Below are 24,116 nucleotides of genomic sequence, written 5' to 3'. Positions count from 1 at the left end.
TCCTGGCCGTAGGCGGTGTTCTCGTACAGGTGGCACACGCGGTTGATGCCGACCGCCTTCAGGTACTCCGCCTGCTTGGCCGCGGAGTGCAAATTCTCGGGCACCGGTTTGAAGATCCACGTGCGCATGCGTCGGGTGCCGGGATCCTCGACGATGGCTCGGGCGCTGGCCATGGAGATGTTGGGGGTGCGCAGCTCCGTGGCGATGGGGACGATGGCCAGGCTCGGGCCACTGAGGGTGGTGCCCACCAGCACGTGCACCTGGTCCTGCTCGATGAGGCGCCGGGCGAGGCTGGCGGCCACGTCCGCCCGGCTCTGGTCGTCGGTGATGAGGATCTGCACCTCGTGCCGGACCCCATCAGGGCCCGTGATGCCGCCCTCCCGGTTCAGCCGTTCCTGCACAAGCCGGGCCACGTCGCGCTCCGGAGTCCCCAGGCTGGAGCCGGGCCCGGTCACCGAGCTGATGAACCCGATCCGGTACGGAGTCCCCACGCGCGCTGCAGGCCCGCCGAGGGAGGGAATTCCCAGCCCTAGGGCGATCCCCAGACCCGCGAGTATGACGGAAAAATACCCTCCACCGTGCCCTGCGGCCCTTCCCGTGCTCCATGGTTCCATCTCCCCGGTACCGACCTATCGGTCGCTACGATTCCTTCTTACTTATCGATCCGATTGGCACAGTCAATGAGACATTTGTACCAACCCTTCCTGGAGCATCCGAAAGAGGCCACAGGAGCCTTTAGGCGCGGATGCGCGGTGGGCTCGCCGCTCTGCACCAGAAAAATTCCCCTGTTCGTCGCATTGACCATCCCCGCCGCGGACTCTAGGGTGTGAGTCGACCGAACGGTCGGGCGGAACATGTCCGTGGGGCAAACCCTTGCAGAGGCCATCCTGGCGCGGGCGGCGGGGCGGAGGCGAGTGGAAGCCGGGGAGTTCGTCACCTGCGCGGTGGACTTCTGCCTGGTCCACGACATCTTCGCGGGCACCCTGTTCGACACCCTGGAGCGGCTGGGGGTGCGCCGGCTGTGGGCCCCGGATCGGGTGGCGGTGGTGCTGGACCACTTCTCACCTTCCCCCAGCGCCGCGGTGGCCAGCCTGCACCGCCGGATCCGGGAAGACGTGCGGCGTTTTTCGGTTCGCCACTTCTTCGACACCGGACAGGGGATCTGCCACCAGCTGCTGGTAGAGCAGCGCCTGGTGCGGCCCGGGATGCTGGTGGTGGGCACCGACTCCCACGCCACCACCTACGGCGCCGTGAGTGCGGCGGGCACGGGGGTCGGCACCTCGGAGATGGCCTACGCGGTGGCCACCGGGGCCCTCTGGTTCCAGGTCCCCCCCACCATCCGCTGCGAGCTAGCAGGGCGGCTGCGGGCTCCCGCGAGCTGGAAAGACCTGATCCTTCATCCATCTGCTGGGCCGGTACGGGGCGGAGTTCGCCCAGTACCGCGCCCTGGAGTTCGCCGGAGAGGCGACGGCCCACGTGGACCTGTCCGGCCGCATGAGCGTGGCCAACATGGCGGTGGAAGCCGGCGCCAAGTTCTGCTTCTTCCCGCCCGACGAGGTCACCGCGCGGTTCTACGGCCACCACGACCCCGCCTGGCCGGCTCCCGACCCCGACGCGGAGTACGAGCGCACCCTGCAGGTGGACCTGTCGGCCCTGGAGCCCCTGGTGGCCCTGCCCCACCGGGTGGACCACGTGCGGCCGGCTCGGGAGGTGCAAGGGGTGGAAGTGGACCAGGCCTTCATCGGCTCCTGCACCAACGGCCGCGTGGAGGACCTGGAGGAAGCCGCCCGGTACCTGCGCGGCCGCCGCGTGCACCCGCGCACCCGGCTGCTGGTAGCGCCCGCCTCCCGGGCCGTGTACGAGGAGGCGAGCCGGCGAGGCATCCTGGCAGACCTGGTGGCTGCGGGTGCAGTGGTGCTGCCGCCCGGCTGTGGCCCGTGCTTCGGCGGTCATCTGGGCCTGCTGGGCGACGGCGAGCGGTGCATCGGTACCCACAACCGCGACTTCCAGGGCCGTATGGGCAGACCGCGCGCGGAGATCTACCTGGCTTCGCCGGCCACGGTGGCCGCCAGCGCGGTGGCGGGCCGCATCACAGACCCCCGGGAGGTGGAGGTGGCCGTTGGGTGAGGTGAACCTCCGGCAGCTGCTTCGGGGCCGGGTGTGGAAGTTCGGCCATGACATCAGCACGGACCTGTTGGCCCCCGGCGCGTACGCGGTGGCGCCCCTGGAGGAACGGAAGCACCACGTGCTGGAGGCGGTGCGCCCGGAGTTCGCCCGGGAGGTGCGGCCCGGAGACGTGGTGGTGGCGGGCCGGAACTTCGGCTGCGGGAGCAGCCGGGAGACCGCACCGGAGGGGCTGCTGGCCCTGGGCGTGGCGTGCGTGCTGGCGGAGTCGTTCGCCCGCATCTTTTTCCGCAACGCGGTGCCCCTGGGTCTGCCGGTGCTGCCCTGCCCTGGGGTGTGGGAGCTGTTCGAGGACGGCGACGAGGCGGAGGTGGTGGTGGCGGACGCGTGGGTCCGAAACCCCCGCACTGGACGGGAGCTACGCGACCAGCCGCACGCTGGACGACGTGAGGCGGCTTCCGTTTACCACGAAGGCGGAGGTGCGGTCCGCGTACCCCTTTGGCATGTTCACGGTTCCCGCCGACCAAGTCCTGGAGCTGCACTGTTCGTCCGGCACCACCGGCTCTCCCATCCTGGTGGGGTACACGCGGGCGGACCTGGACCTGTGGGGAGAGGTCATGGCCCGGGTCATGGGCTGTGCGAGGGGGCCCGGGGGACCGCGTCCACAACGCGTACGGGTACGGGCTGTTCACCGGCGGGCTGGGCTTCCACTACGGGGCCCTGCGGGTGGGGGCCACGGTCCTGCCCATCTCCTCCGGCAACACCGCGCGTCAGGTGAAACTCATGAACGACCTCGGGTGCACCGTGCTGTGCTGCACCCCCTCGTACGCCCTGCGCATCGCGGAGGTCATGGAGGAGATGGAACTGCGCCCGCAGGCGCTGCGGGTGGGGATCTTCGGTGCGGAACCGTGGTCCGAGGGCATGCGGGAGGAGATCCAGCGCCGGCTGAACCTCAGCGCGGTGGACATCTACGGGCTCAGCGAGGTCATCGGGCCCGGCGTAGCGTGCGAGTGCCAGGAGGCCAAGAGCGGGCTGCACGTGAACGAGGACCACTTCCTGGTGGAGGTGGTGGATCCTCGCACGGGCGAGCCCGTGCCGGACGGGGAGCGAGGGGAGCTGGTGTGCACCACCCTCACCCGGGAGGCCACGCCCGTGATCCGCTACCGCACCGGAGACCTCGCGGCCCTGAACCGGGAGCCATGCCCCTGCGGGCGAACCCTCGTGCGCATGTCTCGGGTCACGGGAAGGGTGGACGACATGCTCATCGTCCGCGGGGTGAACGTGTTCCCCTCCGACGTGGAGGCTATCCTCACCCGGTTCCCGGAGCTGGAGCCGCAGTACCAGATCGTGGTGGACCGCGAGCGGGCCCTGGACGTCCTGGAGGTGCGGGTAGAGGCTCGGGAGGGCTTCGACCGGGAGGAAGAAGTTCGGGCCCTGGAGGAACGGGTGGCCCGCCGCATCCGGGAGGAGCTCGGGGTGAGCGCTCGGGTCACGGTCTTGCGCCCCAAGGAGCTGCCGCGCACGGAGGTGGGCAAGGCGGTTCGCGTGGTGGACCGCCGCAGCCTGTGAGGAGGGGTGGTGAGGTCCGGATGCGTGCCAGCGGCGAACGGTGGATCTACGACTGGAACCTGCGTTCCGGAGGCCGCAGGCCCGCCTACCCCGTGGAACTCTACGATGAAACACTGCGGGACGGGCTGCAGAGTCCATCCGTGCGGCATCCCACGGTGGAAGAGAGGAAGGAGATCCTCCACCTGATGGTGGCCTTGGGGATCCAGCGGGCGAACATCGGATACCCCGGGAGCAGTGTGCGGGCCCTGGGGGACGTGGTGGCCCTCGCCCGGGAGATCGGACAGGCGCGCCTGCCCCTTCGCCCCAGCTGTGCGGGGCGCACCGCGGAGCCGGATATCGTGGCCATCGCGGAGGCACAGCAACGGGCGGGAGTGGCCATCGAGGCCGCGCTGTTTCTGGGCAGCAGTCCCATCCGCCAGTACGTGGAGGGGTGGGACCTGGACTTCCTGCTGCGCACCACCGAGCGGGCGGTGATGCGGGCCCGGCAGCTAGGGCTTGAGGTGATGTTCGTCACGGAAGACACCACCCGGGCCCGGCCCGACCATCTGCGCGCGGTGTACCGCACCGCGGTGGACTGCGGGGCATAACGGGTATGTCTCGCGGACACCGTGGGGCACGCGACGCCGTGGGGAACCCGGAGGCTCGTGCGGTTCATCCGTCAGACGCTGGGGCCCTCCGTGAAGGTGGACTGGCGCGGGCACCGGGACCGGGGGCTGGATCTCATCAACGCCCTCGTGGCCCTGGAGGCCGGGGCGAACTGCGTCCACGGCTGTGCCTTAGGGATCGGGGAGCGGGTGGGCAACACCCCCCATGGATCTGTTGCTGGTAAACCTGAAGCTGCTCGGCTGGATCGACCGAGACCTACGCCGGCTGCCTGAGTACTGCGCCGTGGTGTCCCGGGCCACGGGGATTCCCATCCCGTGCAACTACCCCGTGGTGGGCAAGGACGCCTTCGAGACCAGCACGGGCGTGCACGCGGCGGCCATCGCCAAGGCCTTCCGGAAAGGGGGTTACTGGCTCGCGAACCGTGTGTACAGCGGAGTGCCCGCGGAGGAGGTGGGACGAAAACAGGTGATCACCGTGGGCCCCATGAGCGGGCAGGCCAACGTGGTCTTCTGGCTGGAGCAGCACGGCTACTCCATCACCCACGACGCCGTCGAGCGGGTGCTGCGGGCGGCCAAGGAAAGAGATCGGGGCCTCACGGACGAGGAGATCGAGGTGCTGCTCCACCCGGCGGAGCAGGCGAGGAGGTGAGGCGTGGAGACCGCGATGCGGAAGGCCGCACGGGTGGCGCTCCTCACGGGCAACGAGGCCATGGCCCGGGGAGCGTACGAGGCGGGGGTGCGGGTGGCCACGGGGTACCCGGGGACCCCCAGCACGGAGACCCTGGAATACCTCAGCACCTTCCCCGACGTGTACGTGGAGTGGTCCACCAACGAAAAGGTGGCCCTGGACGTGGCCGTGGGAGCCTCTCTGGGCGGGGTGCGGGCTCTGTGCACCATGAAGCACGTGGGGCTCAACGTGGCTTCCGACACCCTCATGGCGGCCACCTACACAGGGGTGCACGGAGGCCTAGTGGTGCTGAGCGCGGACGACCCGGGGATGCACAGCTCCCAGAACGAGCAGGATAACCGCTTTTATGCCAGATTCGCCGCCATCCCGCTGCTGGAACCCTCCGACAGCGAGGAGGCCAAGACCTTCGTGGCCCTGGCCTTCGAGCTCAGCGAGGAGTTCGATACCCCCGTCCTGGTCCGCTCCACCACCCGCCTGAGCCACACGCGGGGCGTGGTGCACCTGGGAGAGCGAGCCGTCCCACCCCTCAAGGGCTTCCAGCGCGACCCCGCTAAGTACGTGATGCTGCCGGTCTATGCCCGTCAGCGCCGACCCCACGTGCTGGAACGGCTGCGCCGGTTGCCGGAGGTGGCGGCGCGGCCTGAATTCCTCCGGGTAGAGATGCGGGATCGCTCCGTGGGCGTGGTGACCGCGGGCGTGTGCTACCATCAGGCGGGAGTGCTGCAAGGGGGAAGACTCCAGGCGTGCCCCGGACGTCCCCACCGCACCTCGTCCGCCCGTGCTGTGCCCGGGCTGCCCGCACACGGGTCCATTCCTGGCTCTGCGCCGGCTGGGTGCCGTGGTGTGCGGGGACATCGGGTGCTACACCCTGGCGGCCCTGGAGCCCCTCCGGGCCATGGACTCGTGTCTGGCCATGGGCTGCAGCATCGGGATGGCAGTAGGCCTTGCCCTGGCGGGGACGGCTCCCGGACCTGTGGTGGCTGCCATCGGAGACTCCACCTTCCTCCACGCGGGTCTGCCGGCCCTTGTAGACGCGGTGTACAAGCGGGCCAACATCACGGTGCTCCTCCTCGACAACGGCACCACCGCCATGACCGGAGGCCAGCCGCACGCCTCCACGGGCACCTCCATCCGCGGAGAGCCCGCACCCAGGGTGGATCTCGCGGCCCTGTGCCGGGCCGCGGGTGCGGAGTTCGTCCGCGTGGTGGACCCGTACGACCTGGGGGCCACCTTCGTGGCCCTCGAAGAGGCCCTCCGGTACCCCGGGGTATCCGTGGTGCTCACGAACCGACCGTGCGTGGAGGCGCCTGTAAAGATCCGGGACGAGCCCTTCCGGGTGGTGGCGGAGCGGTGCACCGCATGCCAGCTGTGCATGGACCTGGGCTGTCCAGCCATTGTGTGGGTGGAGGAGACGTGCGAGGGGCGTCCCAAGGTGCGCATCCGGGAGGAGGCGTGCACGGGGTGCACCCTGTGTGCCCAAATCTGTCCCGCGGACGCCATCCATCGGGCCGGAACACCGCAGAAGAGGTAAGCCGTGAGGGAGACGCGGAACCCCCTGATCGTAGGCGTGGGTGGACAGGGCGTGCTGCTCGCGAGCAACATCCTGGCCGCGGTGTGCCTGGAGCGCGGCTACGACGTGAAGAAGAGCGAAGTGAAGGGGATGGCCCAGCGGGGCGGGGCCGTGGTGAGCTTCCTCCGGTACGGTCCCAGGGTCCACAGTCCCCTGGTGGAGCGGGGCCGGGCGGATGGGGTCCTGAGCCTGGAGTGGGCAGAAGGTTTCCGGTGGGCCGGCTATCTGCGCCCGGGGGATTTCTGGCGACGGACCTAGTCCGGATCCTCCCGCCCGCGGCGCAGCAGGATCGTCGTAGCTGGAAACCGATCTACCCGGGTACGGAGGCGATCGGAAGGCTACGGCAAGCAGGAGGAAGGGTGCTGGCCTACAAGGCCAGCGTGCGGGCCCAATCCCTGGGTGATGCCCGGATGGCCAACGTAGTGCTCCTGGGTGCCGTGAGCCGCGAGCTGGAGTTCACGATGGAGGATGGAGGAGTGGGAGGCGGGGATGCGGGCGTCCTTCCCCGCCCGCGTTCTGGAGCCTAACCTGCAGGCGTTCCACGCGGGACGCGCGCTGCAAGCGGTCAATCTTCGGGAGTTGCCGCTCCCAACTGGTTCGCCCCGCCGGTATCAGGTGGAGGTCAACGCCGCGTGGTGCAAGGGGCGAAGCTGCGGCATCTGCGTGCGGGTGTGTCCGGAGGAGATCCTGGGATTTGGAGAACACGACCGAGTGACCGTGCTGGACCCAGCGCGCTGTACGGGATGTCAGCTGTGCCAGCTTCTCTGCCCGGACTTCGCCGTTGTAGTGCGGGAGGAGGCGGTCCTCCATGGCTAGGTGGCGCCTGGTCCGAGGGAACACCGCGTGCGCGTACGGGGCCGTGTGGGCGGGATGCCGGTTCTACGCGGGCTATCCCATCACACCCTCCTCGGAGGTGGCGGAGGAGATGGCCCACCTGCTGCCTCAGGTGGGTGGGGTGTTCGTGCAGATGGAGGACGAGATGGCGAGCCTGGCCGCGTGCATCGGAGCCTCCGTGGGTGGACTGCTGGCCATGACGGCCACGAGCGGGCCGGGCTTCACCCTGATGCAGGAGCACATCGGGTACGCGGCGCTGGCGGAGATTCCCTGCGTGGTGGTGGATGTGATGCGGCTTGGGCCCAGCACAGGCTTCCCCACCGCTCCTGCCCGGGGGGACGTGATGCAGGCCCGTTGGGGGAGTCATGGGGATTACCCCGTGATCGTCCTCGCATCCGCGAGCGTGCCTGAGGTGTTCGAGCTCACCGTGCGGGCCTTCGAGCTCTCCGAGAGCTACCGGACCCCGGTGCTGGTGTTGTACGACGAGGTGATCGGGCACATGATGGAGCCCGCACCCCTGCCCACCCTGGAGGAGCTCCGGGCTCGGGGAGCGGTGCGCCGGCCGCTCCCGCCGGACTTGCGGACCCTTACCTCCCCTACGCGACCGCGGACGGAAGACCCGCTCCCTTCGTGAACTTCGGGGAAGGCGTCCGGTACCACATTACAGGCCTCCTCCACGACGAGTCCGGCTTTCCTACCCAGAACCCCGCGAAGGTGGAGGAGATGCTTCGCCGGCTCCACACCAAGGTTTCGGACCCAGTGGCGGAGGACTTGGTGCCGGAGGCCTTCCACCTAGACGACGCGGAGGTGGTGGTGATGGCCTATGGCATCGTGGCCCGACGGCCCGGCAGGCGGTGCGCACGGCCCGGCGGGAAGGGGTGCGGGCGGGACTGCTGCGGCCCCGGGTCCTCTGGCCCTTCCCGGACACCGCGGTCCGGCGAGCCGCGGCCCAGGCCCGGGCCGTGGTGGTGGCGGAGATGAACCTGGGGCAGTGGAGCCGGGAAGTCGAGCGCGTGGTGGGAGATCGGGTCCCGATTCTGGCGGTGCACCAGGTGAACAGCACCCCCATCGAGCCCGATCGGATCCTCGGGGAAGTCCATCAGGCCCTGGAGGCCGTGCCGGTGTCGGCCCGGAGGACGTCGTGATCCCTGATGTTCGGACCTACCTACGGCAGCCGCGTATGCCCCACATCCTCTGCCCCGGGTGCGGGCACGGGATCGTGCTGGGGGCGCTGCTGCGGGCGGTGCACGCCCTCGGGATTGACCGCAACCGGCTGGCGGTGGTGGCGGGCATCGGGTGCAGCAGTCGGCTGGCGGGGTATGTGGATGCCTGTACCCTGCACACCACCCACGGTCGAGCTGGAGGCCATCCTTGCGGGAGGCCCTGCAGCACCGGGGCTTCGCCTTCGTGGAGGTCCTCACGGACTGCCCGGTGTACTTTGGTCGGTACAACCGCATGGGGGAGGGGCCGGATCTCCTGCTGGCCCAGAAGGCCCGCTTCACGGAGATCGGGGAGATGCTGAGGGGCAAGCGGTTCGTGACCCCGAACGGGACTACACCCCCGAGCCGGGTGGAGGGGTTGCGGTTTGGGATCCTGCATCGGGAATCCCGTCCGGAGTTCGCGGAGATGTGCTGGACCCACGGGGAGGCGTAAGATGCAGCGCACGGTGGTGCGGATTGCGGGCTCCGGGGGCTAGGGGGTGATCCTGGGAAGCATCCTGCTGGCGGAGGCCGCGCTGCAGGAGGGGCGGTGGGCCAGTTGCTTCCACGCCTTCGGCCCCGAAGCGAGAGGGGGTGCCGCACGGGGGGACGTGGTGGTGGCAGACGAACCCCTGGACTACCCCGTGAGTATCTGGGTGGATGTACTGGTGGCCCTCACCTAGGAGGCTTTGGACGGATACGTGAAAGACCTACGGCCGGGGGGAGTTCACCGCGTGGTGCGTTCCCGTCTACCGTTCCGTACGGGAGGCGCTGGGTACAGAGACCGTGGGGAACGTAGCAGCCCTGTGAGTTCTAGCGGCCCTTACGGCGGTGGTGCGTCCCGCTTCCCTGGAACGGGCGATCCGAAACCGGGTGCGGGGAGTCCTGCTCCAGCAGAACCTGCGGGCGCTGGAGCTGGGTCTGAGTCTGGGCCGGTCCCTCCACGGGGATTTGGAGGGCCGTGGGGAGAGGTAAGAGGGTGGGACGTCTGACGCTGCGGGACCGAACCCACAGGCAATCCCGGACGTCCCGGATTCCCTTAGTGGCGCCTCGGGACGGGGAGAAGCGGCGGGAGCACATCCTGCGAGCTGCAGCCTTCCTCTTCCGTACGAAGGGCTACAAGGGGACCAGCATGCGGGACATCGCGGAGGCGGTGGGCCTTGCCAAGAGCAGCCTCTACCACCACTTCCGCGGCAAGCAGGACATCCTCCTCCAGGTGCTGCGGCACACCGTAGATCGGGCCATCCGCCGGCTGGAGCGCATCGCCCGCAGTCCCCTCTCCCCTTCCGAACGACTGCGGTTGGCGGTGCAGAACCACGTGGTCCACCTCATCGAGGACCTGGACAACGTGGTGTGCTTCATCGAGGAGGGCAAGAACCTGGCTCCGGATCGCCTGCGGTCGTACGTGAGCCAGCGGGACCGGTACGGGGGGTTCTTCCGGCAGATCATCGAGGAAGGGATCCGGCAGAGGGAGTTCCGCCCCACGGATGTGCGCTTGGCTGGCTGGGCCATTCTCGGCATGTGCAACTGGATCGCGAAGTGGTACCGGCGGGAGGGGCCCTTCACCGCGGAGGAGATCGCGGTGCACTTTGCGGAATTCGCGGTGCGGGGATTCCCGCCCGCGGACCTCTCCGGGGTGGAGGCCAGACGGGATGGTTCGACCCCTTGACACGTACGGGTGGTGGATCTGAGCCAGGGGGCCGCAGGGCCCGTGTGCACGCAGCTACTGGGCGACTTCGGCGCGGACGTGATCAAGGTGGAGCCACCCGAGGGGGATTGGGGCCGGCTGCTGGGGCCGCCCTTCTACGTGCTTCCGGACGGCTCTCAGGTGGCCGCCGCGTACGTGGGGATGAACCGGAACAAGCGCAGCATCGTGGTGGACCTCAAGCGGCCGGAAGGACGCGAGGTGGTGCTTCGCCTGGTGCGCTCCGCGGACGTGCTGGTGGAGAGCTTCCGGCCCGGCGTGCTGCCCCGCCTGGGACTGGGCCCTGAGTCACTATGGGAGCAGAATCCGCGCCTGGTGTACTGCAGCATCTCCGCCTTCGGGCAGACGGGTCCGTGGCGGGACCTTCCGGGGGTGGACGGGGTGGTGCAGGCCATGAGCGGCCTTATGAGCATCACGGGCACGGAACCGGGACCGCGGACATGACGGGTGGGTTCCTGGCCGCGACGGGGGTGCTGCTCGCGCTCCTCGCCCGGCAGCGCACGGGGCGGAGACAGGTGGTGGACATGGGCCTGCTGGACGGTCTGCTGGCCTTCCAGGCCATCGCGCTTGCCACGTTCTTCTGCTCGGGACAGCCACCGAAGCGCTCGGGAACCGCGGCGCCGTATGCGGCGCCCAACGAGGCGTTCCCGACCCGGGATGGGTACGTGATGGTGGCCGCCTATACCCCGAGCGGTGGAGATGCCTGTGCGAGGTCCTGGATTGTCCGCACCTGGCGGACGATCCGCGGTGCGCCACCAACGAGGCGCGGGTGCGCAACCGGGAGGCCCTGGAACCCCTCTTCCGTACCCGCACCACGGAGGAGTGGGTGCGGGATCTGCGGGAGGCGGACATCCTGTGTGCGCCCATCCTTTCGTATCCCGAGATCGCCACGCAGGAGCACGTGGCCCATCGGGGCATGGTGGTGGAGGTCGTCCACCCGCAGGTGGGCACCGCCCGGGTGGCGGGAATCCCCATCCGCCTTGGCGAGACTCCGGGGGGAATCCGGCGGCCCGCCCCCCTGCCAGGAGAGCACACCGTGGAGATCCTGCGGGAGGCGGGTTACGACGAGGCGGCCATCGGGGACCTCCTGAAGAGCGGTGTGGTGCGGGCCTGGAACCTGTGATGGAGGAGCGGCCATGACGGAGGAGATCCTGTTCGAGCGGGAGGATTCCCTCGCCATCCTCACCCTGAACCGTCCAGAGGCCCTGAACGCCCTCACGGTGCAGATGCTGGAGCGCATGCAGGAGCACCTGGAGACCGTGGAGGCCGACCCCGCGGTGCGGGTGGTGCTGGTCACCGCGGCGGGAGAGCGGGCGTTCTGTGTGGGAGCGGACCTCAAGGGTCGGGCCCAGGAGTACGAGGCAGGGGTCACGGAGGACCCCATGGGAAAGCGCATCCGCAGGCTGCTGCGCCATCTGGAGACCCTGGACCGGCCCGTGATCGCCGCGATCCACGGGTACTGCCTGGGCGGGGGCTGGAACTGGCGCTGGCCTGCGGCCTCCGGGTGGCTTCCGAGAAGGTGCAGTTCGGGCTTCCCGAGGCCAACGTGGGGAGCATGCCGGGAGCGGGCGGTACCCAAAGGCTCACGCGCCTGGTAGGGCCGGCGCGGGCCAAGGAATTCATCTTCACGGGGCGGCGCATCAGCGCCCACGAGGCGTACCAGATGGGACTCGTGAACCGGGTAGCTCCCGTGGATCAGTACCTGGAGGAGGCAAAAGCCCTGGCCCGGGAGATCGGCCGGAAAGCCCCGCTTTCCCTGCGCTACGCCAAGTGGGCGGTGAACCTGAGCCTGGACGTTGACCTGGAAAGCGGGCTCAGCTTCACGGGAGCCCCGGTTCGTGGGCCGGTAGCGAAAGGAGGGAGGCGTCGTGGGTGTGCGGGATCGGGTAGCCATCGTCACAGGGGCGGGGCAGGGCATCGGGAAGGGGATCGCACGGCGTCTGGCCGCGGAGGGCGCCCGGGTGGTGGTGAACGACGTGGTGGCGGAGCGGGCGGAGCAGGTGGCCGCCCGCATCCGGGAGGCGGGCGGGCAGGCCATCGCGGTGGTGGCGGATGTGGGCCGCAAGGAGGGGGCCGAACAGCTGGCCAGCCGGGCCCTGGAGGCCTTCGGGCAGGTGGACATCCTGGTGAACAACGCGGGCATCGCCCGGGACCGGTGGCTGGTGAAGATGAGCGAGGAGGACTGGGACGAGGTCCTGCGGGTGAACCTCAAAAGCCAGTTCCTGTGCTGCCAGGCGGTGGTGCCGCACATGATGGAACGCAAGTACGGCCGCATCGTGAACATCTCCAGCCGGGCCTGGCTGGGCGGGCCGGGTCAGGCCAACTACGCGGCCAGCAAGGGGGGCGTGGTGAGCCTCACCCGGACCCTGGCGTTGGAGCTGGCCAAGTTCGGCATCACGGTGAACTGCATCGCCCCCGCTCTCATCGACACGCCGCTGTTTCGGAGCCTGAAGGAGGACGTGCAGCACTGGCTGGTGCAGACCGTCCCCGTGGGCCGCATCGGTACACCCGAGGACGTGGCCCATGCCGTGGTGTTCTTCGCGTCTGAGGAGGCCAGCTACATCACGGGCCAGGTCCTGTACGTGTGTGGGGGACGGAGCCTGGGAGGCGCCTCGTAGGGGAGGGGAGGATGTCGGAGCTGGGCCCGCACGCCCTCGTACCGCTTCGGCCGGAGGTGATCCGGCTCGAGGAGGGCCGGGGGAAGCTTCTGGGAGGCCGGTGTCGGTCATGCGGCGCATGGCATTTCCCTCCACCTGAGGTGTGCGCCCGTTGCCACGGCGCGGAGGTGGAAGTTGCGCCTTTGAGCGGCCGGGGCGTGGTGTACACGTACACCGTGGTGCACCAGTCCACCCCGGAGTTCCGCACGCCCTATGTACTCGTGTACGTGGACTTCCCGGAGGGCGTGCGGGTTCTGGGACAGCTGGTGCGCTGCCCTGCGGAGTCGGTGCGCATCGGCATGCCCGTGGAGGTGGTGTTCGAGGAGGTGGGGGAGGACGCGGAGGGGCGGAAGGTGGTGGGCTGGCGTTTCCAGCCTGCTAGCCCGGCGCGGGAGGGGTCGGGATGACGGACGTGTACGTGATCGGAGTCGGCATGACCCGGTTCGGCAGGCATCCGGACCGGGATGCGGTGGATCTCGCTGCGGAGGCCATCCGGGAGGCGGTGCGGGATGCGGATCTGGATCCCCGGCGCATCGAGGCCGCGTACTGCGGGCACGTGTATGGGGGCATGGTCCTGGGCCAGCGGGTGCTGGCCCAGGTGGGCCTTGCGGGAATCCCTCTCGTGAACGTGGAGAACGCCTGCAGCAGCGGGGCCAGCGCGGTGCGGGAGGGATTCCTCGGCATCCGAGCGGGAGAGTACGATGTGGTGCTGGCCTTCGGCACAGAGCACCTTACCACGCGTTTCCGGGGAGCCCTCACGCCCGGTGAGAACGATCTCGAAGCGGCCCTGGGGCTCACCATGCCCGCAGTGTACGCCATGCGGGCCGTACGGCACATGGCGGAGTTCGGGACCACGCGGGAGGAGCTGGCGTACGTGTCCGTGAAGAACAAGCGTAACGCCAGCCTCAACCCGTACGCCCAGTTCCGGAACCCCATTACCGTAGAGGACGTGCTGAACTCCCGTCCCATCGCGGAACCCCTGCGACTGCTGGACTGCTGCCCTGTAAGCGACGGAGCCGCGGCGGTGGTGCTCGCCAGCGAGCGGGTGGTGCGGCAGATCGGGCGCGCTCGTGCGGTGCGGCTGCTGGCCGCGTCCCTCCGCACGGGCACGGTAGAGGTAGGGCTCCCCTCCATGGCCTTCGAGTCCCTCACCCACGTCACGGCTCAGGACGCCTACCAGCGGGCTGGGATCGGACCGGAAGAGGTGGATTTTGCGGAGGTGCACGACTGCTTCAGCATCGCGGAGGTGCTGCGGGTAGAAGGGCTGGGCCTGTATCCCGTGGGGGAATACCCTAAGCGGGCCGCCCGAGGCGAGGCGGACATCGGCGGGCGGCTGCCCATCAACCCCAGCGGGGGGCTGCTGGGGAAGGGGCACCCCCTGGGCGCCACGGGCGTAGCACAGGTGGTGGAGCTCGTCCGGCAGCTGCGGGGGGGAGGCGGGACCGCGGCAGATCCCCAAAGCGCGCGTGGAGCTCGCGCACTGTCGGGGCGGAAAGGCCGCGGGGATCGAGGGAGCTGCGTGTACCGTGCTCATCGCCGCACGGTGAGGGGATGCGGCACCAGGTACCCATCCGGTGCGTGATCATGCGGGGAGGGACCAGCAAGGGAGTGTTCCTGCGGGAATGCGACCTCCCCCAGGATCCCGCCCTCCGAGACCGGGTGATCCTCGCCCTCTTCGGGAGCCCGGATCCCCGGCAGATCGACGGACTGGGTGGGGCAGACATCCTCACCAGCAAGGTGGTGATCGTGGGTCCTCCTTCCCGCCCGGACGCGGATCTGGACTACACGTTCGGGCAGGTGAGCATCACGGAGCCCTACGTAGACTACGACATCAACTGCGGCAACCTCTCCGCCGCGGTGGCGGTGTACGCGGTGGAGGAGGGATGGGTCCGACCTCGGGATCCCATCACCAGGGTCCGCATGCACAATACGAACACCCGTAAAGTCCTGGTGGCGGAGGTGCCTGTGCGGGGTGGGGCTCCACTCGTGGAGGGCGACTGCGCCATCGACGGCGTTCCGGGTACGGGAGCCCCCATCCTCCTGGACTACGCGGAGACCGTGGGTGCCACCACGGGTCGGCTTCTTCCCACGGGCTCGGTACGGAATGAAGTGTTCGTCCCCGTGTTGGGACGAGCGATCACCGTGAGCGTGGTGGACGTGGCCAATGCGTGCGTCTTCTTCCCCGCGCAGGCGGTGGGCTGGCGGGGAACAGAGGGGCCGGGGGAGACGACGCGGGAGGTCCTGGACGCGGTGGATGCCCTCCGGCGCGAGGTGGCCCGACGCCTGGACCTACCGGTAGACGGCCTCGTGCCCATCCCCGTGGCGGTGGCGCCTCCCGCGGTCTACCGCACGCTCCAGGGCCACCCCGTCCTGGAATCCGAGAACCACCTCCTGGTCCGGCTGCTGGGAGGTAGACCCCTTTCCCTGCACAAGACCTTCGCGGGCACCGCCGCCGTGTGTGCGGCCGTCGCCGCCTGCATCCCCGGGACCGTGCCACAGGAAGCCTGCCGGAGACCTACGGGCTCACCCGAGGTGATCCTGGGACACCCCAGCGGTACTTTCGTGGTGCAGGTGCGGGTCTCGGGCTCGGTAGAGGGTTGGCAGGTGGAACGTGCCAGCTACCTGCGCACCGCCCGGCGTCTGATGGAAGGGTACGCCTTTCTGCGGCCCGGGGTCTTTGCTCCGTAAAGTCCTGGCGGGCCCGGAGGGAATCGAACCCCCGACCTGAGGCTTAGGAGTCCCCTGCTCTATCCACTGAGCTACGGGCCCGGTCTGGGCGCATTATAGCACGAAGACAGCCTAGGGGGACGGCCCTTCCGGTCGCGGCCGCTCCATTTCCTCCTCGAGGACCTGCAGGAAGGCCTCCACCACCCGGGGATCGAACTGCCTGCCCGCCTGCTCCTGGAGGTAGGCCACCGCCTCCTCCTGGCTTAACGCCCGGCGGTAGGGTCGGTCCGAGATCAGGGCATCGTAGACGTCCACCACCGCGAAGATCCGGGCCCCTAACGGGATCTCCTCTCCCGCAAGTCCCCTTGGATATCCGCTTCCGTCCCACCGCTCGTGGTGAGCGTACGGGATATCGAGGGCGGGCCGTAGGTACTCGATGGGGGAGAGCAGTTCATAGGCGTACTCCGGGTGCCGCCGCATCACCGCCCACTCCTCCTCCGTAAGCGGTCCGGGCTTGAGGAGGATGTGGTCTGGGACCGCGATCTTCCCAACGTCGTGCAGGATGGCTCCCCGGCGCAGGTGGACGATCTCCGGCTCCGGGACCCCGAGTCTGCGGGCCACCCGCACCGTGAGATCCGCCACCCGCTGGGTGTGGGCGCCCGTTGCCTGCTCCCGCAGTTCCAATGCCCGGGCCCATCCCTCAATGGTGGCCTCATAGGCCAACTGCAGTCGGAGGTTGGAGCGCTCCAGGTCATCGAACAGCCGGGCGTTGTCCACCGCGATAGCCGCCTGGCCCGCCAGGGCCTCCAGCATCTCCAGCCAGTCCCCGTCTGCCTCCACTTCCCTCCGGTGGTAGGTCTCCAGGACCCCCAGCACTCGGCCCCGGGAGATCATGGGGGCCGCGTAGTACGCCCGGAAGCCCTCCTCCTGGAGGAGTTGTTGGCGCGCAGGGTCCTCGGGTCCGGGCAGGTCGGTGAGGGTGTAGATGCGGCGGTGCAGGGCCGCGCGGCCCGCGTAGCAGGAGCCCATCCGCACCCGGGACCGCTCCAGCAGAGAACTCCGGAATCCCCGGTGAGCCGCGCACGCCAGTTCCAGGGTGTTGGGGTCCAGGAGGAGGACTGCGGCCGCGTCCACCCCGAGCTGGATGGTGACCTCCTCCAGGAGCACCCGCATGGTGACCCGGGGATCCAGGCTTGCGGTGATGGCGAGGTCGATGTTGCGCAGAGCCTGCACCTGTCGCAGCCTCCGCGCGGTCTCCTCCAGCAGGTGCGCGTTCTCGAGCACGAGGGTCAAGGGGGACGCCATGGTGGAGAGCACCCGCAGGTCCTCTTCGCCGAACGCCTGAGGTCGGGAGCTCTCCAGCGCGAGGACTCCCACGAAGTGCCGGCCCGTCCGGAGAGGAACGATGGCCATGCTCCGGGGAAGAGGTACCTCGCGGGACGTGCCGGGTTCATGGGGCAGGGGGTCCACGATCGTGGGGTGCGGTGTCCGGAGCACCTCTTCAAGGACCCTGTAGGAATCGGGGAGCTTCCCCTCCCGGACCTCTGACCCCGGTTGCTGTGCACCCCGGTTGCTGTGCACCGCGCGGATCCGTAGGGAACCGTCCTCCCTGGCTACGGCCACAAAGCCTCCCTCGGCGCCGGGGACCATCTGCAGGGCGGCCTGGAGCACCCGCTCCAGTAAGGACACCGGTTCCAGGGTGTCTCGGAGGGCTTCGGCCACCAGCGCCTCCGCCTGGACCAACCGTCCCCGCTCCTTTCGTTCGGAGATGTCCTGAAAGATCACCTGCACGGCCGGCTTCCCTTCGTGGACCAGGGGGATCTCCGTGATCTCCACCTCAAGGCTACTCCCATCCGGCCGGATGAACCGTGTCTCCTCGGGTGGTGCGGGCTGTCGGTCCCGCAGCGCCCGGCTCATGCGCTCCTGTTCCCGCTGTCGGAAGGCGGGGTGGACGAACTCCGCCACCTCCTGCCCCACGACCTCCTCGGGCCGCTCAGCGCCCAGCATCCGGGCGCCGGTCCAGTTCAGGAACACCCACTTTCCGTCCTGTACGATGCCGTACCCGAAGGGGGTGTGCTCCACCAGAAGCCGGTAGCGGGCCTCGCTGGCCACCAGGGCCTGTTCGGCCGCCCTGCGCTGGAAGGCGGTTCCGAGCTGCGCCGCGGCTGCGGAGATCAGGGCCACCTTCCGCTCGTCCTCCTCCTGCACTTCTGTTAGGAAGAAGCACAGAACCGCCACCACGAAGTCCTCCGCCAGCACGGGAACCCCCACCGCGGCCCTGAGCCCGAACTCGCGGGCGAGGGGTTCGCGGGGAAAACTGGGGTCCTGCGTCACATCCGGGATCCACAGGGGCCTCCGCGAGGTCCACACGCGGCCGGGAAGGCCCGCTCCCGGGCCGAAGGTGAACGCGCGGCTATTCTCCGCGAACCGCTCCAGCCCCTCCCGGGTCGTATAGGCTCCTCGCCACTCGAGCCGCCTACCGTCGGAGGAGGGCATCCAGGCCTCGCCCAGGGCCCACCCCGCGGCCTCGCACACGATCCGGAGGGTGGCATGCAAGGCCGTGTCGAAGTCCGGAGCCCCGGCCACGGTTTGTGCGAGCGAGGACAGGAGACGCAGGCCTTCCTCCATCTCCCCGCGCTCCCGCTCCCGTGCTTCTAGAGCCCGGCTCATCTCCTCGAACGCCTGGCGCAGCTCCTCGAACCCCGGGAGGGGGGAGGAGAGCAGGGCACGGGCGGAGAAGTCCCCCGCCGCGATCCGCCGTGCGGTCGCCACAAGACTGCCAATGGGACGGACCACCACGCGATCGCTAAGTCCCCACACGATCCCCCCGACGAGTCCTGCCACGATTCCCAGCCACACCAACCCACGGCGGAAAACTTGACCGGCCGCTGCGTGGATCCGATCAGCGGGCACGCGGATCACGAGCTGGACGGCCCCCTCCCGATCCTCTCCGAACCGGAAGGGGGCATGGGCCAGCAGGTACCGGGTGCCGTCCGGCCCCGTGGTTTCGATGACTCCGGACCCATCACCCCCCGCCGCTTGCGGGATCTGCGACGCTTCCAGCGCCCTCCGTCCTACGGATTCGGGATCTCGGGAGTGGGCCAGTACTGTGCCCCGGGTGTCGAGGAGGAGCAGGGATGCCTCCTCCGGGAGAACCCGGTGGGCCAGGAGGGCAGCCAACCGACCGAGATCCATCGCCGCCACAAGGGCTCCTTGGGTCCGCCCGCGGGCGTCCATCAGGGGATGGCCGAGGAGGGCTACGGGTCTATGGGGTGTGACCCTTGAGAACCGTCCGGTCACGAAGCGTCGGGTGCGCAGGACGTCCGGAGCGAGTTCACGGCCCACCCCCGTGGGTTCCAGTGGCTTGGCCGCACACCGAGGCTTTCCGTCCGGGCTGAGGACCACGAGATCCGCGTACAGGGGGTGCTCGCGGAGGCGTTGGGAGAGCAGGGCGGAACAGGCCCGTGACTCCCCTTCCCGGATGGCGGGGATCTGGGCGAGGCTACCGAGAAACTGCCGGGCACCCTCCACCACCAGGTCCGCCTGGTGGGCCACGGTCCGGGTCAGGACCAGCATCTCGCGCCGGAAGGCCTCCACCACCATCCGCCGCTCGCCTGTGGCCTGCGCGAGCAGGAGACCAAGCGGAGGCAAGAATGCGAGGAAGACCACCAGCAGGAGGCGGGCCTGGATCGCTAGACCGGAGCGCGTCACACGCCCTCCTCGGATCCAGGGATCCCCGGGCACCTGGGGGTCCGACCGTGGAGGGATTACGCGGGCCATAGCGCGGCTACTGTCACGCCCCTTCCGCGAATTCCCGCCCGTTGCTTCTACGGCTAGGTCCGGAATCCTGCCCGGCTGCCCAAGACCGGAGCAGCTTCTGTGCCAAAATCCTGTCCCGGAGCGGGAGCCAATGGGTACCTCCTGGGCCTGCGCGGAACTCCTCGTAGGGCCAGCTCGTAGTCCGGAGGAGGGCCGGCTTTGGAGCGGAGAGGCCATGGCCTGGAAGCCCGATGGCCCGGAGCAGTGCGGGACGTCGCGGGAAGGCTTGTGGGTTGGTGTGGCGCGCCCGGAGGGACTCGAACCCCCAACCTTCTGATCCGTAGTCAGATGCTCTATCCAATTGAGCTACGGGCGCAACCGGCCCTTATTTTAGCAGCGAGGTGAGGGGAGTGTCCACGAGGTTCAAAGCCGCGTTGCTTGCTGTCGTGGCGGTCCCCACGGGGGTCCCGGCCGCGTTCCTCATCGTGCCCGGCCAGCGGGTGGGGCCCATCGTTCTCGGCATGCGGACAGTACAGGTGCTCCAGTACCTGGGACCCCCGGCGGCTCAAGCCCGGTCGGAGGGGAGCGGCAGGCTCTTTTGGCCGCATCGGGGGATCACGGTACAGGTGGACTTCGAGGGGCACGTGGACGCCATCTTCGTGGAGCACCCGCGGTATCGCACCGCTCAGGGAGTGGGTGTAGGCAGCGAACTCGCGGAGATCCTGCGGGCCTTCGGCCCTACGGATCAGGCCCAGGAGGACCGGAACACCCTCGTCCTGGCTTACCCGCACCTCGGGATCTCCTTCGCCCTGGACAAGTCCCGGGGGAACCGGACCCAGATGGTGGTGGTGTATCGGCCGATAAGACCCTAGCTGGCGGAGGGGGTGGGATTCGAACCCACGGGCGGGGTTTTTGCCCCGCCACGGTTTAGCAAACCGCCGCCTTGGACCGCTCGGCCACCCCTCCGGGCCGGCCTCATGATAGGAGTGGGGCGGGGAGAAGTCAACGCGTTTATCGGGCCGCGTACCGCTCCAGGATGAGGGCGATGTGCTTGATGCCGTCCACATAGTCCCGGATCCGGATGTTCTCATTGGGCGCGTGCACGTTGGCGCCCGGATATCCAACCCCGGTCCCCACGACTGGGGTGCCGAATCGCCCGCACACTACGTCCATAGGCCCTGTCGCGGCCATGAGGGGGAAGATGAGGGGCTCCTGTCCATACACCTCCCGGGCCGTGGCCGCCACCACCTGTACGATCTCCGCATCCATGGGCGAACGGGCGGGGTTCTCCGCGCCCAGATCCACCACCCGGATATCCCCGAACCCGTGCCGCCGAAGATGCACCCGTAGCTTCTGCAGGATGTCCGGGGCTCTCTGGTTGGGAACGAGCCGGAACTCCACCTTCGCCCTCGCCACCTTGGGGAGCACGGTCTTGGAGCCCGGGCCGGAGTAGCCGCTCGTGATGCCGCAGATGGTGCACGTAGGCTGAAAGAGATGCCGTTTGAGCAGCTCCACGCCGCTCAACCCTAGGAGGAAGTGATCCAGGCCCAGATCCCGCAGCAGGGCCGCGTCGTCCCGGGCGGAGGCGATCCGCTCCAGCTGCGCGAGGTCCTCCGGAGTGGGCTCCGCCACGTCGTCGTAGAACCCCTCGATGAGAACCCGCTCCCCTTCGTCCTTCAAGGTGGAAAGCGCCCACACCAGCCGCCACGCGGGGTTGGGGATGATGGTGCCGAGGGAGGAGTGAAGGTCCCGGACCGCGCCCCGGGCCTCCAGCTCCACGTATACGATTCCCTTCGCGCCCAGGTACAGGTTGGGGATCTCCTGGTGGTCCTTGCCGCCGGATTCCCACAAGCACCCATCCGCCCGGAAGAGCGCCGGATATCGGTCCGCATACTCCCGGAGGTGCACGCTTCCGATCTCCTCCTCCCCCTCCACGAGGAACTTCACGGTTAACGGTACGTGCCCCGTCACCTCCTGGAGGGCGCGGACCGCGCACATGCGGGCCACCAGGTTCCCCTTGGTGTCCGCGACCCCGCGTCCGTAGATCCGGTCTGCCCGCACCTCCCCGGCGAACGGATCGCAGATCCACTCCTCCAAGGGCTCCGGGGGCTGGACGTCGTAGTGCTCGTAGATGAGGAGGGCCTTGGCCGAGGCGCCGCGGATTTCCCCGTACACCAGGGGCGCGGCCCCTGGAAGCCGCAACACCTCTACACGTGCCCCGATCTCCCGGAGCATCTCCGCCACCAGCTCTGCGCATGCCTCGATCCCCACTCCCTGGGCTGCCACGCTGGGCTGGCGCACCAGGCGCTGCAGGGCGGAGATGTACGCCTGCGTGTTGCGCTCGATGTGCTCGAACACCTGCCTCATGCTCCCTCCCCCGGTTCCGGGGACCGCTCCGATTGTACGACGAGCCGGGGGGGACCCGCGGAGCCTCCCTGCTGGAATCGGCCCTCCCAGGGGAGCAGGATCTCCCATACACGCGACACTTCCAGCCCCCGGTATTCGGGACGATATGCCGCGAGCTTGGCAAGTCCCCGGCGCAGCAAGGCCAGGGCCCCGCGGGAGTTCCCCTTCTCGTGGTGGTAAAAGGCGGCCGCCACCTGGATGAGCCCGTGGTAGAAATCCCTGTCCCCCGGGGCCGCGGCACGCCACATTCCCTCGAAGTACTCGTGGCACGGGAAGTACAGCCCGAAGTCGAAGAGCACAAGCCCCCGGTACAGCTCGTCCGGCAGATCCCCGGCCCCGGGATTGTGGAGGAGGTGTGCGGTGGCCCGGTAGAGCCGGAGGGCCTGGGAGTGGAAGTACGGCCAGTGGGGACGGTACTTCCGGGCGAGGCCGAGCCGGCGGCTTCCCCGCCACAGGAGCCGTTGCCCCACCAGCGAGGCAAGATCCCGCAGCCGCACCCGCCATCCCAAGGGTGCCGCGAGGTTGCGGGCGGTGGACTGCACCCGAGAGAGCGGTACCGCCTCCCCGGCCGCGGCCACCTGTGCGTACCCCGCCAGCCACACCGCGAACCGGGCCTGGGCGGGAGCGCGCACCGCCTGCAGGCTCAGCGCACTCAACGTGTGTTTGAGGCTGACGTACATTCCACCCGTAGCCTACTTGCCTTGGCGAACCGGGGGAAACTTGACAGGGAAAGGGCTATTGGCTCTCGCGTCCGGGGGATGGGAATCGCCCGAACACCAGACACGCGTTGATCCCGCCGAATCTAAAGGAGTTGTTGAGGACGTAGTGCACCCGGGTGAAACGCCCGCGGTTCGGCACGTAGTCCGGGTCGCACTCCGCGTCCGGCTCCTCCAAGTTGATGGTGGGGGGGACGTAGTCCTGGAAAAGCGTCAATAGACAGATGGCAGCCTCCACGGCACCCGCAGCCTCCAAGGGATGTCCGTGCATGGACTTGGTGCCACTGACGGGGGCTCGGTACGCGTGTGGGCCGAAGACCTCCTTGATGGCCCGCGTCTCCGTGGCGTCGTTGAGGGGGGTGCTGGAAGCGTGCGCGCCGTACCCCAGGACTTCTCCGTAGATCCGGGCATGGCGGGCCAGGGCGTGCTCCAGGCGTTCCAGTACCAGGATGGCCGCACCCTCCGCCATCACGAACCCGTCCCGGTGGCGGTCGAAGGGACGGGAAGCTCGGGCAGGGTCGTGGTTGAACCGGGCGGACATGGCCCGGAGGAGATCGAAGGCCCCGAAGATGAGGGGTGTGAGGGGAACCTCCACACCGCCCGCCAGCATAAGATCCACCTCGCCGCCGCGCACCAGCCGCATGGCCTCCCCGATGGCGATGGCGCCGGAAGCGCAGGAATCGGAATTCGCGCTTGTGGGACCTCGAAGCCCCAGGTCCATGGCGATGTTGCAGCTGGCGGCTCCCCCGAAGACGGAGACCGCCAAGGTGGGCCGCACCCGCCGGATCCCCTCCCGCAGGAAGATCCGGGCCTGCTCCTTCGCGAAGGCGGCTCCGCCCAAGGCGGTCCCGATGAAGACCCCCACCCGATCCCGATCCACGGCCTCGAGATCTAGCCCTGCATCCGCCACCGCCTGCCGGGCACAGGCCACCGCGAACTGGGCGAACCGGTCGAGCCGCTTCACCTGCTTGGATTCCAGAACCATGGCGGGGTCGAAATCCACCACCTCCGCGGCTACCTGGCTGGTGAACGAGGAGGCATCGAACCGCTCCAGCCGCCGCACCCCCGACCGTGCCTCCAGGATTCCTCCCCATAGCCCTTCCACGCCGATCCCGATGGGGGTGATGGCCCCAATCCCCGTGACCACTACCCGATGTCCGTTCATCGCCTTTCGATGGCCAGCTGTTCCGCCCGCGCCCGGATGGCCTCCAGGGTCCTCCGGGCGATGAAGTCCAGGAACACCGGCCCCACAATCCGCTCCGTGACCCATCGACCCACGAGCGGCCAGCGCAGCGTGAGGTCGTGCACAAGCACCACCTCTGTGCGCTCGCCGTCCCATTGAAATCACCACTCCACGGTCATCCCCCGGGTGATCCCCCGGAGGTGCCGGAAGAGCATGCGGTGACCTGGCTCGTCCACCTCCTGGACCGCTACCCACCGGGCGGGCCAACCCCGGATACGCCCGCCCATGGCGAAGATTAGGTGGTCCTGCGCCCGCTCCAGCACCCGGCACCACCGGTAGGCGGGAAGAAGCCCTGGCCAGCCTTCCACGTCGCGGGCCACCTGGAAGGCCAGGACGAGTGGCGCTCGAATGCGAGCGGTGTGCACAAGGCGCAT

General features: G+C 69.0%; 28 protein-coding genes, 3 tRNA genes and 3 pseudogenes. 24 read left to right on the top strand and 10 right to left on the bottom strand.

The annotated features are described in order from the left end of the window. Positions 1-491, bottom strand: a 491-nt coding sequence (locus N0A24_09675) for an ABC transporter substrate-binding protein (GenBank protein MCS7173621.1), incomplete at its 3' end; no start/stop codon positions are given. A gap of 955 nt (positions 492-1,446) precedes the next feature. On the opposite strand from N0A24_09675, the gene N0A24_09670 reads away from it, so the two are divergent. The 23 genes and pseudogenes from N0A24_09670 to N0A24_09560 all read left to right on the top strand — a co-directional run bounded on the left by N0A24_09670 (position 1,447) and on the right by N0A24_09560 (position 15,639). Next, positions 1,447-2,127, top strand: coding sequence for an aconitase family protein (locus tag N0A24_09670; GenBank protein ID MCS7173620.1), 681 nt, complete (start codon positions 1,447-1,449; stop codon positions 2,125-2,127). A gap of 1 nt (position 2,128) precedes the next feature. Next, complete coding sequence (locus N0A24_09665) at positions 2,129-2,902, top strand: hypothetical protein (GenBank protein MCS7173619.1); 774 nt, start codon at positions 2,129-2,131, stop codon at positions 2,900-2,902. Next, positions 2,851-3,693 carry an AMP-binding protein gene (locus N0A24_09660; protein ID MCS7173618.1) on the top strand — a complete coding sequence of 281 codons (843 nt, stop codon included), beginning with the start codon at positions 2,851-2,853 and terminating at the stop codon, positions 3,691-3,693. Before N0A24_09665 ends, N0A24_09660 begins: the two co-directional genes overlap by 52 nt. 20 nt (positions 3,694-3,713) lie before the next feature. Beyond that, positions 3,714-4,571, top strand: a pseudogene (locus tag N0A24_09655) (2-isopropylmalate synthase). Continuing rightward, complete coding sequence (locus N0A24_09650) at positions 4,504-4,947, top strand: hypothetical protein (GenBank protein MCS7173617.1); 444 nt, start codon at positions 4,504-4,506, stop codon at positions 4,945-4,947. The pseudogene N0A24_09655 and the gene N0A24_09650 overlap by 68 nt, the downstream one beginning before the upstream one ends. Positions 4,948-4,962: 15 nt before the next feature. After that, a pseudogene (locus N0A24_09645) lies at positions 4,963-6,517 on the top strand (thiamine pyrophosphate-dependent enzyme). A gap of 3 nt (positions 6,518-6,520) precedes the next feature. Then, positions 6,521-6,814, top strand: coding sequence for a 2-oxoacid:acceptor oxidoreductase family protein (locus N0A24_09640; GenBank protein MCS7173616.1), 294 nt, complete (start codon positions 6,521-6,523; stop codon positions 6,812-6,814). 101 nt (positions 6,815-6,915) lie between these two features. Next, positions 6,916-7,083, top strand: a complete 168-nt coding sequence (locus N0A24_09635) for a hypothetical protein (protein ID MCS7173615.1) — start codon at positions 6,916-6,918, stop codon at positions 7,081-7,083. Next, entirely contained in the window at positions 7,025-7,372 is a 348-nt protein-coding gene (locus N0A24_09630; protein MCS7173614.1) for a 4Fe-4S dicluster domain-containing protein, read from the top strand. The genes N0A24_09635 and N0A24_09630 overlap by 59 nt, the downstream gene beginning before the upstream one ends. Continuing rightward, positions 7,365-8,024, top strand: a complete 660-nt coding sequence (locus N0A24_09625; GenBank protein ID MCS7173613.1) for a hypothetical protein — start codon at positions 7,365-7,367, stop codon at positions 8,022-8,024. Before N0A24_09630 ends, N0A24_09625 begins: the two co-directional genes overlap by 8 nt. 220 nt (positions 8,025-8,244) lie before the next feature. Further along, a complete protein-coding gene (locus N0A24_09620; protein ID MCS7173612.1) occupies positions 8,245-8,535 on the top strand; it encodes a hypothetical protein in 291 nt (96 codons plus the stop codon). Positions 8,536-8,761: 226 nt separating this feature from the next. Next, positions 8,762-9,043, top strand: coding sequence for a hypothetical protein (locus N0A24_09615; GenBank protein MCS7173611.1), 282 nt, complete (start codon positions 8,762-8,764; stop codon positions 9,041-9,043). A 46-nt stretch (positions 9,044-9,089) separates the two neighbouring features. Beyond that, positions 9,090-9,272 (top strand): hypothetical protein, encoded by a 183-nt coding sequence (locus N0A24_09610; protein ID MCS7173610.1) that lies wholly within the window; start codon positions 9,090-9,092, stop codon positions 9,270-9,272. Positions 9,273-9,423: 151 nt separating this feature from the next. Further along, positions 9,424-9,564, top strand: coding sequence for a hypothetical protein (locus N0A24_09605; protein MCS7173609.1), 141 nt, complete (start codon positions 9,424-9,426; stop codon positions 9,562-9,564). Between the two features lie 4 nt (positions 9,565-9,568). Then, positions 9,569-10,258 carry a TetR/AcrR family transcriptional regulator gene (locus tag N0A24_09600; GenBank protein MCS7173608.1) on the top strand — a complete coding sequence of 230 codons (690 nt, stop codon included), beginning with the start codon at positions 9,569-9,571 and terminating at the stop codon, positions 10,256-10,258. Between the two features lie 42 nt (positions 10,259-10,300). After that, positions 10,301-10,738, top strand: a complete 438-nt coding sequence (locus N0A24_09595) for a CoA transferase (protein ID MCS7173607.1) — start codon at positions 10,301-10,303, stop codon at positions 10,736-10,738. Further along, positions 10,735-10,926, top strand: a pseudogene (locus N0A24_09590) (CoA transferase). Before N0A24_09595 ends, N0A24_09590 begins: the two are co-directional and overlap by 4 nt. A gap of 98 nt (positions 10,927-11,024) precedes the next feature. After that, positions 11,025-11,417 carry a CoA transferase gene (locus N0A24_09585; GenBank protein ID MCS7173606.1) on the top strand — a complete coding sequence of 131 codons (393 nt, stop codon included), beginning with the start codon at positions 11,025-11,027 and terminating at the stop codon, positions 11,415-11,417. 13 nt (positions 11,418-11,430) lie between these two features. Beyond that, complete coding sequence (locus N0A24_09580) at positions 11,431-11,892, top strand: enoyl-CoA hydratase/isomerase family protein (protein MCS7173605.1); 462 nt, start codon at positions 11,431-11,433, stop codon at positions 11,890-11,892. 270 nt (positions 11,893-12,162) lie between these two features. Beyond that, complete coding sequence (locus N0A24_09575; protein ID MCS7173604.1) at positions 12,163-12,912, top strand: beta-ketoacyl-ACP reductase; 750 nt, start codon at positions 12,163-12,165, stop codon at positions 12,910-12,912. An 11-nt stretch (positions 12,913-12,923) separates the two neighbouring features. Next, on the top strand, positions 12,924-13,358 hold the full coding sequence (locus N0A24_09570) for a Zn-ribbon domain-containing OB-fold protein (protein MCS7173603.1): 435 nt from the start codon (positions 12,924-12,926) through the stop codon (positions 13,356-13,358). Beyond that, positions 13,355-14,533, top strand: coding sequence for a thiolase family protein (locus N0A24_09565; GenBank protein MCS7173602.1), 1,179 nt, complete (start codon positions 13,355-13,357; stop codon positions 14,531-14,533). The genes N0A24_09570 and N0A24_09565 overlap by 4 nt, the downstream gene beginning before the upstream one ends. Further along, entirely contained in the window at positions 14,503-15,639 is a 1,137-nt protein-coding gene (locus tag N0A24_09560) for a 3-methylitaconate isomerase (protein MCS7173601.1), read from the top strand. The genes N0A24_09565 and N0A24_09560 overlap by 31 nt, the downstream gene beginning before the upstream one ends. A 5-nt stretch (positions 15,640-15,644) precedes the next feature. On the opposite strand, the gene N0A24_09555 is transcribed toward N0A24_09560, so the two are convergent. From N0A24_09555 to N0A24_09545, 3 genes are all read right to left on the bottom strand, one after another. Continuing rightward, a tRNA-Arg gene (locus tag N0A24_09555) sits at positions 15,645-15,720 on the bottom strand. Positions 15,721-15,750: 30 nt separating this feature from the next. Continuing rightward, a complete protein-coding gene (locus tag N0A24_09550; GenBank protein ID MCS7173600.1) occupies positions 15,751-19,329 on the bottom strand; it encodes a GAF domain-containing protein in 3,579 nt (1,192 codons plus the stop codon). 347 nt (positions 19,330-19,676) lie between these two features. Beyond that, a tRNA-Arg gene (locus tag N0A24_09545) sits at positions 19,677-19,753 on the bottom strand. A 34-nt stretch (positions 19,754-19,787) separates the two neighbouring features. Here N0A24_09545 and N0A24_09540 point away from each other — a divergent pair. Next, positions 19,788-20,249 (top strand): hypothetical protein, encoded by a 462-nt coding sequence (locus N0A24_09540; GenBank protein MCS7173599.1) that lies wholly within the window; start codon positions 19,788-19,790, stop codon positions 20,247-20,249. 1 nt (position 20,250) lies between these two features. On the opposite strand, the gene N0A24_09535 is transcribed toward N0A24_09540, so the two are convergent. From N0A24_09535 to N0A24_09510, 6 genes are all read right to left on the bottom strand, one after another. After that, positions 20,251-20,343: transfer RNA gene (locus tag N0A24_09535), tRNA-Ser, on the bottom strand. Between the two features lie 45 nt (positions 20,344-20,388). Continuing rightward, positions 20,389-21,744 (bottom strand): M20/M25/M40 family metallo-hydrolase, encoded by a 1,356-nt coding sequence (locus N0A24_09530; protein MCS7173598.1) that lies wholly within the window; start codon positions 21,742-21,744, stop codon positions 20,389-20,391. Next, positions 21,741-22,463: a DUF309 domain-containing protein gene (locus N0A24_09525; GenBank protein MCS7173597.1), complete on the bottom strand. Its 723-nt coding sequence runs from the start codon at positions 22,461-22,463 to the stop codon at positions 21,741-21,743. The genes N0A24_09530 and N0A24_09525 overlap by 4 nt, the downstream gene beginning before the upstream one ends. A 55-nt stretch (positions 22,464-22,518) precedes the next feature. Continuing rightward, complete coding sequence (locus tag N0A24_09520) at positions 22,519-23,664, bottom strand: beta-ketoacyl-[acyl-carrier-protein] synthase II (GenBank protein MCS7173596.1); 1,146 nt, start codon at positions 23,662-23,664, stop codon at positions 22,519-22,521. After that, entirely contained in the window at positions 23,661-23,816 is a 156-nt protein-coding gene (locus N0A24_09515; protein ID MCS7173595.1) for a hypothetical protein, read from the bottom strand. The genes N0A24_09520 and N0A24_09515 overlap by 4 nt, the downstream gene beginning before the upstream one ends. A 27-nt stretch (positions 23,817-23,843) precedes the next feature. Next, entirely contained in the window at positions 23,844-24,116 is a 273-nt protein-coding gene (locus N0A24_09510; protein MCS7173594.1) for a hypothetical protein, read from the bottom strand.

It is taken from the genome of Armatimonadota bacterium, from assembly GCA_025059775.1.
Taxonomy (GTDB): Bacteria; Sysuimicrobiota; Sysuimicrobiia; order Sysuimicrobiales; family Sysuimicrobiaceae; genus Sysuimicrobium.
The sequence above is the reverse complement of the archived record's forward strand: the minus strand, read 5'-3'. Positions and strand labels throughout refer to the sequence as shown.